This window comes from Mesorhizobium sp. P3_B5 (assembly GCF_056402815.1).
In genome coordinates this window covers 57,437-69,088 of the sequence record NZ_JBFUGR010000018.1, presented here as the reverse complement: position 1 = coordinate 69,088, position 11,652 = coordinate 57,437, and the positions used below count along the sequence as shown (strand labels likewise).

At 64.7% G+C, this 11,652-nt stretch carries 10 protein-coding genes; 3 read left to right on the top strand and 7 right to left on the bottom strand.

Features of this window, described 5'->3' with window-relative positions; all coding sequences use genetic code 11:
* The coding region (locus tag AC1DVW_RS27425; protein WP_477324963.1) for a transposase at positions 1-230 on the top strand (230 nt) is incomplete at its 5' end.
* A 12-nt stretch (positions 231-242) separates the two neighbouring features.
* On the opposite strand, the gene AC1DVW_RS27420 is transcribed toward AC1DVW_RS27425, so the two are convergent.
* The 7 genes from AC1DVW_RS27420 to AC1DVW_RS27390 form a co-directional block, all read right to left on the bottom strand.
* Positions 243-1,190 (bottom strand): ABC transporter permease, encoded by a 948-nt coding sequence (locus AC1DVW_RS27420; protein ID WP_477327252.1) that lies wholly within the window; start codon positions 1,188-1,190, stop codon positions 243-245.
* 1 nt (position 1,191) lies between these two features.
* A complete protein-coding gene (locus AC1DVW_RS27415; RefSeq protein ID WP_477327250.1) occupies positions 1,192-2,172 on the bottom strand; it encodes an ABC transporter permease in 981 nt (326 codons plus the stop codon).
* A gap of 1 nt (position 2,173) precedes the next feature.
* A complete protein-coding gene (locus AC1DVW_RS27410; RefSeq protein ID WP_477270420.1) occupies positions 2,174-3,691 on the bottom strand; it encodes an ATP-binding cassette domain-containing protein in 1,518 nt (505 codons plus the stop codon).
* A 46-nt stretch (positions 3,692-3,737) separates the two neighbouring features.
* Positions 3,738-4,751, bottom strand: a complete 1,014-nt coding sequence (locus AC1DVW_RS27405) for a substrate-binding domain-containing protein (RefSeq protein WP_477248787.1) — start codon at positions 4,749-4,751, stop codon at positions 3,738-3,740.
* Positions 4,752-4,848: 97 nt separating this feature from the next.
* Positions 4,849-5,739: an SMP-30/gluconolactonase/LRE family protein gene (locus tag AC1DVW_RS27400; protein WP_477327248.1), complete on the bottom strand. Its 891-nt coding sequence runs from the start codon at positions 5,737-5,739 to the stop codon at positions 4,849-4,851.
* A 182-nt stretch (positions 5,740-5,921) separates the two neighbouring features.
* The gene (locus AC1DVW_RS27395; protein WP_477248785.1) at positions 5,922-6,662 is read right to left on the bottom strand and encodes a response regulator transcription factor; all 741 of its coding nucleotides are present in this window, start codon (positions 6,660-6,662) and stop codon (positions 5,922-5,924) included.
* Positions 6,662-7,948 (bottom strand): sensor histidine kinase, encoded by a 1,287-nt coding sequence (locus tag AC1DVW_RS27390; RefSeq protein ID WP_477327246.1) that lies wholly within the window; start codon positions 7,946-7,948, stop codon positions 6,662-6,664. The genes AC1DVW_RS27395 and AC1DVW_RS27390 overlap by 1 nt, the downstream gene beginning before the upstream one ends.
* Before the next feature lie 232 nt (positions 7,949-8,180).
* Here AC1DVW_RS27390 and AC1DVW_RS27385 point away from each other — a divergent pair, with 232 nt between their 5' ends.
* Positions 8,181-10,592 carry a glucan 1,4-alpha-glucosidase gene (locus AC1DVW_RS27385; protein WP_477327244.1) on the top strand — a complete coding sequence of 804 codons (2,412 nt, stop codon included), beginning with the start codon at positions 8,181-8,183 and terminating at the stop codon, positions 10,590-10,592.
* 33 nt (positions 10,593-10,625) lie between these two features.
* Positions 10,626-11,642: a phosphogluconate dehydrogenase (NAD(+)-dependent, decarboxylating) gene (gnd, locus tag AC1DVW_RS27380; protein ID WP_477327242.1), complete on the top strand. Its 1,017-nt coding sequence runs from the start codon at positions 10,626-10,628 to the stop codon at positions 11,640-11,642.
* The last annotated feature ends 10 nt before the right edge of the window (positions 11,643-11,652 follow it).

The window sequence follows — 11,652 nt, the reverse complement described above, 5'->3', positions numbered from 1 at the left end:
CCGTGCGCCGCGCCATCCGCTCGGCCGGCGCCAGGCTGTTCTTGCTGCCCAAATACTCGCCTGACCTGAACCCCATCGAGAAGCTCTTTGCAAAGCTAAAGCATTGGCTCCGTAAGGCTGCCAAGCGTACCGTCGAAACCGTCTGTGACGCCATCGGCCAAATCCTCGGCACCGTCTCTTCAACCGAATGCAGAAATTACTTCACAGAGGCAGGCTATGCGCCAACCTAGATTCATCCCGCTCTAGCGCAGCGCTTTCTGCCCGCCCGCCACGGTGATGACGCCGACGATGATCAGCCCGGTCAGCAACAGTCGAACGCCGGCGCTGACGCCGAATGTGTTGAGCATGGTGAGAAGCAGCACCAAGAATAGTGCCGCCCCCCAGACGCCCGGCACATTGGCCTTGCCGCCCGCCACCGAGGTGCCGCCGATGACGACGACGGCGATCGAGGCCAAGAGATACTCGTTGCCGATATCGACATTGGCGCCGCGGAAATAGCCGGCCAGCAGCGCCCCGTCGATGCCGCCGAGCGCGCCCGACAGCGTGTAGGTGAGGAAGCGGATGCGGCCGACATTGACGCCGGCCAACCATGCGGCACGGATGTTCTGGCCGATCGCCAGCACCGAGCGGCCGTAGATCATGCGTTGCAACGCGATGGCAGCACCTATGGTGAACAGCACGGTGAGGATCGCCAGCACCGGAATGCCAAGGACCTGCCAGTTGGCGAAATCGGCGAAGCCTGGCGGCGGCTTGATCTGCAGCCCGCGCCCATAGCTGATGTCGATCGACTGGATGATGAAGCTCGCCGACAAAGTGGCGATGATCGGCGGAATGCGCAGCGCCCAGATCAGCAGATAATTGGCGGCGCCGATCGCCATTCCGCAGGCGAGCGCCGCCAGCAGCCCGACCGCGATCATCGAATCATTGCCGTCCATCACTTTCATCGCGACCGCGCTGGCCAGACCGATATTGGCCGGCAGCGACAGGTCGACATTGCCCGGTCCGAGCGTGATGACAAACATCTGGCCGACGCCGACGATGACGGTGAAGACGGCAAGCGACAGGGCCGCCGTGATCATGCCGCCGCCGCCATAGCCGCCGGTGAAGGCGATGGTTGCCAGCCACACCAGCAGTGCGCCGAGAAACGACCAGATCCAGGGTTTGGCCAGCATTGTCCGCAACGAGGCCATCTCACCTCTCCTTGCGGCTGATCAGCACCCGGGCCGCCAGCACGATGATGAGGATGGCGCCGTTGGCGGCCACCTGCCAATCGGGCGGAATGTGCATGAAGGTGAGCAGCGGCGAGGCGGCGAGCGCCAGCGTCAGCGCACCGAGCACCGCGCCGATCGGCGACACCCTGCCGCCGACGAATTCGCCGCCGCCGAGGATGACGCCGGCGATCGACAGCAGCGTGTAGCCATTGCCGATATTGGCATCGGCCGAGGTTGTGATGCCGATCAGCGCCATGCCCGAGAGCACGCCGAACAGGCCGGTCAGTGCAAACAGCACGATCTTGGTTCGCAGGAGCGACCAGCCGGCGCGCCCAAGTGCAGCAGGATTGCCGCCGGATCCGCGCAGGATGACGCCATAGGACGTGCGCATCAGGCCGAAATGGACGACCGCTGCGATCAGCAGCGCGGCGATGATCGGAAACGGAATGAACGGCGGCTTGAACGCCATCAGCGACAGCAGCCAGTCCGGCGCCTTGCCGCCGGGCTTTGGCAGGATGAGGATGGCAAGGCCCTGCCAGACGAAGCTCATGCCCAGCGTCACCACGATCGACGGCAGATTGCGCAGATGGATCAGCGCGCCGAGCAGGGCGTAGACGCCGATCGAGCCGAGCAGGATGACGATGCCGGTGAGCGGCGCATCCTTCAGCCATGTCGCGGTGACGCAGCCGACGAAACCGACAAAGGTGCCGATCGACAGATCGAGCTCATTGCCTGCGATGACGAACATCTGCGCGATCGTCGCCAGCGCAATCGGGATCGCCAGGTTGAGCATCAGGCTGAAGCCGAAATAGCTGATGGCGCGCGGGTTGAGCCAAGCGATGGCCAGCAGCACCAGCACCAGAGACAGCGCCGGCAGCAGGCCGCGCAGCAGCCGCGCGCGCGCCAGTGCGCTGCGTTCGGCAGAACCTTTTGGGGCGGTCTCGACGGTTGCTGTCGTCATCTCAGGCCGCGTCGCCGAACGAGGACTGGATGATCTTTTCCTCCGTCAATTCGTCGCGCCGAAGGTTGGCGACGATGCGGCCGTTCTTGAAGACATAGATGTGGTCGCAATTGTCGAGCTCTTCGGTTTCGGTGGTGTACCAGAGGAAGGTGCGGCCGAGACGCGCCTCTTCGCGCACGAGGTCATAGACTTCGAGCTTGGTGCCGATGTCGACGCCGCGCATCGGATCATCCATCAGCACGATCTTGGCGTCGGAGCCGAGCGCCCGCGCGAACAGGGCTTTCTGCTGGTTGCCGCCGGACAGCGAAAAAATGTTGTTGTTCATATCCGGCGTGCGGATGCCGATCTTCTTTTGCCAGAACGCCGCGAGCTCGGCCTCGCGTTGCGGCGAGATCAGCAAGCCGTTGCGCAAGCGCGCCAGCGAGCGGATGCCGATGTTCTCCGAGATCGACCATTGCGGGAAAATCCCATCCGACTGGCGGTCGCCGGCCACCAGCGCCACCGGCGCGGTCACCTCGATGCCCGTCCTGGCGCGCTGGGCAGCGGCAAAGATCGCCAGCAACAGATCCGTCTGTCCGTGGCCGGCAAGTCCGGCCAGCCCGATGATCTCGCCTGCATGCGCGACGAGTTCCTTGCCGTCCTCCTGCCGTGCCGGACGGGCCCGGACCCGCAGCGGCCCGGCCGCCGGTTTGGCCGCCACCTCGGCCGCGATCTTCTCACGCACTTCCGCGCCACCCATCGCCGTCACCAGTTTTTCGCGGTCGAAAGCCTTGGCCGCATCGGCGGCGACGACCTTGCCGTCGCGCATCACCACAATGCGGTCGGCATTGTTCAGCACCTCGCCCAGCACATGCGAGATCAGGATGCAGCTGCCGCCACCAGCCACGAAGCGGCGCACGAAGGCCAGCAACTGACCGGCGGTGTGCGCGTCGAGCGAGGATGTCGGCTCGTCGAGGATGACCAGTTCGAGCGGATCCTGCGTCACCGTGAAGGCGCGCGCCACTTCGACCATCTGGCGCCGGCCGATCGAAAGGTCGCCGGCAATGTCGGCCGCCGAAATGCTGTGGCCCGGAAAGATCTCGTCGAGCTTGGCGGCGATGAGATCAGCCGCCTTGCGCCGCCAGCCAAAACCGCGCAGCGACGGGTGATTGATGCGGGTGTTCTCGGCGACGCTGAGGTTGGGGCACAGCGACAATTCCTGGAACACGCAGCGTATGCCGAGCTTTTGCGCGCGCGGCACCGAATAGTGGTCCTCGATGCCGCCGCGCACGGCGATCTGGCCGCTGTCGGGCACCATTGTGCCCGACACCATATGCATCAGCGTCGATTTGCCCGCGCCATTGTGGCCGACCAGGCCGACGCACTCGCCTGATACAACGTGGAAGTCGACGCCGTTGAGCGCCCGAACGGCGCCGAAATGTTTTTCGGCCCCGTTCAGTCTGACTATATCCAATTTGGCGGCGCCGAGATGTTTTTCGGCGCCGTCCAGTCTGACGATGTCTGCGTTGACCTCAGGCATACTCAACGATATCCGGTCGGCGATGCCAGCGGCAACAGGTCAGCCATCACTTGATGTTGGCTTTGATGGCCGCGATGGCATCTTCCTGCGTGTATTCGTGGCTGGCGACGCCGCCCTTGACGATTTTTGGCAGCTCGGCCTCGAAATCGTCCTGGGTGAAGGCGAGATACGGCACCAAGAGATCGTGCGGGATGTCGGTGCGGCCGTCGAGCACCTGCTGTGCCACCCAGAAGGCGAGTGACGATACGCCGGGCGCGATCGACGCCGACCATGTCTGGTAGCCGTCCTTGTCCTTCTGCTCTTTCCACCACTGCAGTTCGTCCTGGCGATTGCCCATGATGATGGTCGGGCGCGGCTTGCCGGCGGCGGCGAAGGCCTGTGCGGCGCCATAGCCGTCACCGCCCTGGTCGACGATGCCGACGACATCCGGCAGCGACGGCAGGATGGTCGCGACAGCCTTCTGCGCCGTGGTCTGGTCCCAGTCGCCGGTTACCGAACCGACGATCTTGAACTCGGGATGGGCAGCGACGCCTTCGAGGATGCCGGCATGGATGGCATCATCGATCGAGGTGCCGGCAAGGCCACGGATTTCCAGGAGATTGCCGCCCTTGGGCTGGAACTTGGCCATCTGCTCGACTTCCTGCTTGCCCATGTCCTTGAAGTCGACGACGACGCGGTAGGCGCAAGGTTCGGTGACGGTGCCGTCGAACGAGACGACGGTGATGCCGGCATCGCAAGCCTGCTTGATGGCGCCGTTGAGCGCATCCGGCGATGCCGCGTTGATGACGATGGCGTCATAGCCCTGCAGGATCAGGTTCTGCACCTGGGCCGCCTGGGTCGGCACTTCCTTGTCGGCGGTGGTGAAGATGTCGGCCGCGCCGACCACCTTGTCGGCGACCGCCTTCTTGGTGACGATGCCATAGCTGTCGAGCATCGCCTGCCGCCACGAATTGCCGGCATAATTGTTGGAGAAGGCGATCTTCTTGCCACTGGTGTCTGCAAGCGCCGTACCTGAGGCCAGCATGGCCGCCAGGGTACTCAAGACCAGTAGTTTCTTCATGTCATAGTCCTCCCATGTGATGTTGACTGCTGCACTTGCCACCGGCTTTCAGGCCGGCGGACCTCCCGTTCCGATTTGAGCACGGATGATCCCGGACTCAAAACAGTCTCAACCCCGGCACACGAACCCTTAGCCGGTAAAGCGACGTCGACGCGGCGATGTAGAGGCTCTTCAGATCCTCGTCGCCGAAGGTGAAATTCGCACACTCTTCCGGCGTCGCGATGACACCCAGAATGTCGCCCGAGGCATCGAAGACATGGATACCGCCGGGACCGGTGCAGTAGAGATTGCCGCGGCTGTCGATCTTCATGCCGTCTGGCGCTCCCGGCTCCGCACCTTCGGTCGCGGCCCATACGGCGCCGCCGTTCAGATCGCCATTCGCTTCGACCCCGAACACCCTGATATGGCCGCGCTCGGTGTCGTTGATGAACAGCCGCGACTCGTCGAGCGAGAAGCACAGCCCGTTCGGCTGGGCGAAATCCTCGGCAACCAGCGTCAGCCGGGCGCCGTCGCCGTCGATCCGGTAGACGCCCTGGAAGGGCAGTTCCTGGGGCCTTGGCACGCCGTAAAACTCCATCCGGCCAAAACCCGGATCGGTGAAGTAGATCGACCCGCTGGTGGCGACGACGATGTCGTTGGGGCTGTTGAGTTGCTTGTCGCCGTGATGCGTGGCCAGCACCGTCGTGCCGCCGTTCGGTTCGGCGCGGGTGACGCGGCTTGTCGCATGCTCGCAGGTGACCAGCCGGCCCTGGCGATCGAGCGTGTTGCCATTGGCCTTGTGGCTCGGCTCCCGGAACAGTTCGACCTCACCCGAGGGGCTCCGCCGATACATGCGGCTTTCCGGAATATCGCTGAACACCAGCCATTTCTCGTAGGGGTGCCACACCGGCCCTTCGATGAAGCCGAAGCCGCTCGCCAGCCTTTCCATGGCCGCGTTGCCGACAACGTCGCCGAAACCGGAATGGCGGGCACCCACCGACGCAGCCATCATTGGCTCTTCGGTTCGCCCAGGAGCATCCATATGCTGGCGAATGGCATAAGCGTTTCCCGTATATCTTCTTGTTGTTGGGGTGAGGTTAGTCGTCGCTCCGCAGGAGCGATACCGGCCTACCCGCAGCAACGACTGTGTGTTTGCACAGTCACAGCCAGATCCGATGATTTTCTACGGGATCAATGGCCCTGCGGCGGTGCCGCGTTGGCCAGCCAGGCGTCGAGGCGGTCCTGTTCGCGGCGCAACGCATCGACATTGATCAGCCCCCTCGCCATGGCGAGATAGATCGCCCGCGTGCGCGAGTTGAAGACCGAGGCATCGCTGGCACCGTCCTCGACCGGCACGATGCCAAGCTTTTCGTAGACATGCTTGATGCGGCTCTGCGCGCCGCGGATCGACAGCCCCCGACGCGACGCAATGGCCCGGTCGGTGAGGCCGAGCGCGATATCGATCAGGCTTTCATACTCGCCATCGGTGATGCCTTCAAAGCGATCCTGGACGCGGTGCTGGATGCCGCGGATCTCGCGGTCGATGATGCAGTGGCCTTCGCGGAAAACGCCGCGCAAGGCCGAGCGCATGCCCTCTTCCGTCGCCGATTTCAGCACATAGCCATAGACCGAACCGGGCGGCACGATGCGCGCCACCCCTCGGACATAGGCTTCGTCGGCGAAATTCGACCAGAACAGGATATGGGTGCCGGCGGAACGGCTCCAGATCGAGCGGGCAACCTCGATCCCCGTCGCCTTGGGCAGTTGCAGGTCGAGCACGACATGCGCCGGCTGGCGCTCGGCCGCCAGATTGATGGCGTCCTCGCCGTCGCCGGCCTCGATCACCTCGACGTCGCCGGGCCATAATTGCTCGACGGTTTGCCGCGCGAATGTGCGGTGCAGCCCGTCATTCTCGGCGATCATGACCAGCATCATAGTGCCTCCGACACAACGCGGTGTTCAGCCGCTACAGCAGGCGGCATGGCCGCCTTGCCTTGCAAGGGCTGGCGGTCGATCTCGATGACCACCCGAGTCCCACTCGCCTTGCGGCTGGCCGGGCCGATGCGCAGGCGCGCGCCGATGAGGGCCGCCCTTGTATGCATATGGCCGATGCCGCCATGCGCGGCCGGATCGACCGTGCCGCAGCCCTGGCCGTCATCGGTGACGACGACACGCAATACCTTCTCGGTCGCATCCAGCAGCACGTCGATGCGGTGCGGCGCGGCGTGACGAACCGCGTTGTTGATGGCTTCCTGGACGATCCGGTAGAGCGCCGTGCGCATCGTCTCCGAGAGGCTGTCGGCGCTGCCGTCGCTGGTATCAGCAATGCGCACGGCAATCGGCGGCTTGGCCCTGGCGACGCTGCGGTTGAGATGCGCTTCGACGGCATCGCGCAGGCCGAACAGTTCGAGCACGCTCGGCCGCATATCGTCGACGATGTGGCGCAATTCGGTAAGGCAGCCGACGATCTCCTGCTCGAGGTCGGCAAGCTGCGCCGCCCGCGCCACGCCCTGGCTGCGAAACGCCGAGACCTGGCGCGCAATGCGGGCAAGGTCTCCAAGCGTCTGGTCATGCAGGTCCATGGCCATGCGGCGGCGTTCCCGCTCCATGCCTTCCGTCAATTGCGAAGCGCCGACCCTGAGCAGCTCCACCCGGTTGTGCGCTTCGCTTTCAGCGAGCATGGCGCGGCGCGCCTCCTCGGTCTGGATCAGCGCAAAAATATAGGGCGCGATCAGATCGGCGCATTGCTGGGCCACCGCGACATCGGCAAGCGTGTAGCAGCCGACCTCATGCCGGCTGATATTGAGGGCGCCAATGATGCCGCCCCGCGCCTTGAGCGGCACGACGATGCGGCTGCGCAGCCTGGCGGCGAAGATCGGCCCGTCGATCGCCTTGTCGAAATGGAAGCGCTGGTCGCACAGCGCGTCGTCGGAGAGCAGATAGGGCACCTCGCCCCACAGGATCGAGCGTATCGGGCTGACCTCGGTCGGCAACGGATGCTGGGCGAGCTCGCTCCAACTGGTGTGGAAGCCGGCCTCGTAGCAGGCATGCTTGCGCCCATCCTGCGACAGCACCGCCAGATCGACGTGATCGTGCGGAATGAGCGTGCCGATCTCGATGGCGGTTGCGCGAAATGCCGAGCCCGGGTCGATATGGCCGGCCAGCGCCTGCGAAATGGCCAGCAGCCGATCGATCAGCATGGGAGATACATCCGACATCGTTTTGAGACCCTCCCATGACACCTGAACAAACTACGCTATGCGAGCCGCGACGCTTCTCGCGCCGCCAATCCTCGAATTTCGTCAGGCCTCCCCTGCAACGGGAATAGTGGGCACCTGTGACCGGCGCTGTCAACGACGCCTCCGTCGCGGCGGCCGATCAACTTGCGGTGCATCAATTGAAAAGGGTTCGCGTACTGGTCTAGGGAGTAAGCAGGAGACCAAAGCAAAAATGGCAGTGACGCCAACAGTTGCGCCGGGCGCACCCGGAATCCCAGCGCGCTGGACGTCGAGCGCCAAGAGCTGCGTTGGCGCCGCCCTTTCACCGGCCAGCCGCGTCTGGTTCACACTCAGCCACGGCATTCTCAACGAAGTCTACTATCCGCGCCTCGACAGCGCCTGCACGCGCGACATGGGGCTGCTGGTGACCGGCGCTGGCGGCTATTTCTCCGAGGAAAAGCGCGACGCCGAACACCAGGTCGAACCGTTCGAGGACGGCGTGCCGGCCTACCGGCTGGTGAACACCGCGGCCGACGGCGCCTGGCGGATCGAAAAGCGCATCGTTACGGATCCGAAACGCCCCGTTTTGCTGCAGGAGATCACCTTCACGCCGCTCAAGGGCGCGGGCCACCGCGTCTACGCACTTCTGGCGCCGCATCTCGTCAATGCCGGCATGGGCAACACTGCCTGGATCGACGACCATCATGGAAAAACGATGCTGTTTGCATCGGGTCGCGGCGTCTGCCTGGCGCTCGCCTCGTCGCTGCCCTGGGGAGACTGCTCGGCCGGCTATGTCGGTGTCTCCGACGGCTGGCAGCAACTCAACCACAGCGGCCGTCTCGATCCGGCTTGGCAAAGAGCCGAGGACGGCAATGTCGCGCTGACCGGCGAGATCGGCTTTTCCCCCGCAAATCCGAAAGCCTTGCTGGCGCTTGGCTTCGGCGCCACCCCGCAAGAGGCGGCGGACCATGCCGCAGCCAGCCTTGGCCAAGGGTTTGAGCCTGCCGCCATGGCCTATGTCGAGACGTGGCGCAAATGGCAGGCCGGCCTGCTGCCGCTCGACCGCCATGACCAAACCGGCCTCAACACCTATCGCGTCAGCACGGCGGTTCTGGCAACGCACCGGTCTCTCGCCAAGCCCGGCGCGGCCGTCGCCAGCCTGTCCATCCCGTGGGGCTTCAGCAAGGGTGACGACGATCTCGGCGGCTATCATCTGGTCTGGCCGCGCGATCTGGTGGAAACCGCGGGCGGTTTCCTGGCAGCCGGCGACGCCGAGGCGGCGTTGCAGACCCTCGCCTATCTCCGCTCCATCCAGCAGCCGGACGGCCATTGGCCGCAGAACGTCTGGCTCGACGGCTCACCCTATTGGCCAGGCATCCAGATGGACGAATGCGCCTTCCCGCTGCTGCTCGCCGACGCGCTGCGCCGCGCCGGCCACTTGCCACCGGCCGCGCTGACTTCCTTCATGCCGATGATCAAGAAGGCAGCCTCCTACGTCGTGCGCAACGGTCCGGTCACCGGCGAGGACCGCTGGGAAGAGGATGCCGGCTACAGCCCGTTCACGCTGGCAGTCGAGATCGCCGCACTGCTCGCCGCTGCCGATATGTTCGATGCCTGCGGCAAAACAGAGCCGGCTAACTATCTGCGTGAAACCGCCGACAGCTGGAACGACCAGATCGAGCGCTGGACCTATGTCAGCGGCACGGATTTGTGCGCCGAGCAAAGCGTCGATGGCTATTATGTCCGCATCGCGCCGCCCGACGATGCCGGCGCGCCATCGCCGAAGGACGGGTTTGTCCCGATCAAGAACCGCCCACCCGGCGACACCGACAGGCCGGCCGAAGCCATCATCAGCCCGGACGCGCTGGCGCTTGTTCGTTTCGGCCTGCGGGCAGCCGACGATCCCCGCATCGTCGACACGGTCAGGGTTATCGACGCGCAATTGCGCTGTGAGCTCCCGCAAGGGCCGCTCTGGTACCGCTACACCGGTGACGGCTATGGCGAACACGCCGACGGCGCGCCTTTCGACGGCACCGGCACAGGCCGGCCATGGCCGCTGTTGGTCGGCGAACGCGCCCATTACGAGCTGGCAGCGGGGCGCAGGGGCAGGGCGGCGAGCCTGCTCGAGACATTCGAGGCCTCCGCCGGGGTCGGCGGCCTGCTGCCGGAGCAAGTCTGGGATGGTCTCGACTTGGCCGATCGCGAATTGCGCCACGGCGGACCTTCGGGCAGCGCCATGCCGCTGGTCTGGGCGCATTCCGAGCACATCAAGCTGCTGCGCTCGCTCAGCGACGGCGCGGTGTTCGACATGCCGCCGCAAGGCGTCAAGCGCTACATCAGGGACAAGACCGTGTCGCCGCTGCGGACATGGCGCTTCAACAACAAGATCCGCACCATCCCCGCCGGCAAGCTATTGCGCGTGGAGCTTCCGGCGCGCGGCGTGGTCCACTGGACAAGCGACAAATGGCTGACTGTGCAAGACAGCAAGACCGCGGAGAATACCTTTGGCATCCATCTGGTGGATCTGCCTGTTGGCGGTATTCCGCCGCGCGACACCATCGTCTTCACTTTTTTCTGGCCCGATACCGGCCGTTGGGAGAATGTCGACTTTTCCGTCGGCATAGACGCGCCGGACAGCCCGTAAAGCTTCGATTCCTCAAGAAACCAGGACGAGACCATGCAGATCGGAATGATGGGACTGGGCAGGATGGGCGCCAACATGGTGCGCCGCCTGATGCGCGATGGCCATGAATGCGTCGTCTATGACATCAACGCGGCAAGCGTCGCCGCACTGGTCAAGGATGGCGCCATCGGTGCTGCCTCGATGGAGGAATTCGTCGGCAAGCTGTCCAAGCCGCGCAGCGCCTGGCTGATGCTGCCGGCGGCGATCACCGGCAAGATCGCCGACCAGGTGGCAGCGCTGATGGAACCAGGCGACATCATCATCGACGGTGGCAATTCCTACTATCACGATGCCGTCGACCAGGCGGCTGAGCTGGCGGCCAAGGGCCTCAACTATGTCGATGTCGGCACCAGCGGCGGCGTCTGGGGCCTGGAACGCGGCTACTGCCTGATGATCGGCGGTCCCGACGAGGCGGTGCGCCATCTCGATCCGATCTTTGCCACGCTGGCGCCGGGCCTCGATGCCGGTGCGCCGGCCCCCGACAAGGCTGCCGGAACGGCTCCGTTCGGTTACCTCCATTGCGGACCGAGCGGCGCCGGCCATTTCGTCAAGATGGTCCACAACGGCATCGAATATGGTGTCATGGCCGCCTATGCCGAAGGCATGAACATCCTGAAGTCGGCCAATGCCGGCAAGCGGCAACGCACCGCCGACGCCGAAACCAGCCCGCTGGAAAATCCGAAATATTATCAGTTCGACATCGACCTCCCTCAGGTGGCCGAGGTCTGGCGGCACGGCAGCGTGATCGGTTCCTGGTTGCTCGACCTGACCGCCGGCGCTTTGAAAAGCGACCCGGCGCTTGCACAATTCGGCGGCCGGGTCTCGGACTCCGGCGAAGGCCGCTGGACGCTGAAGGCGGCGATCGACACCGGCGTGCCGGCGCCGGTGCTGTCTTCCGCCTTGTTCGACCGCTTCTCCTCGCAAGGCGAATCCGAATTCTCCGACAAGCTTCTGTCCGCCATGCGCTACGCCTTTGGCGGCCATGTCGAAAAGCCGAAGGCCGGCTCGTGACGGTGGCAAC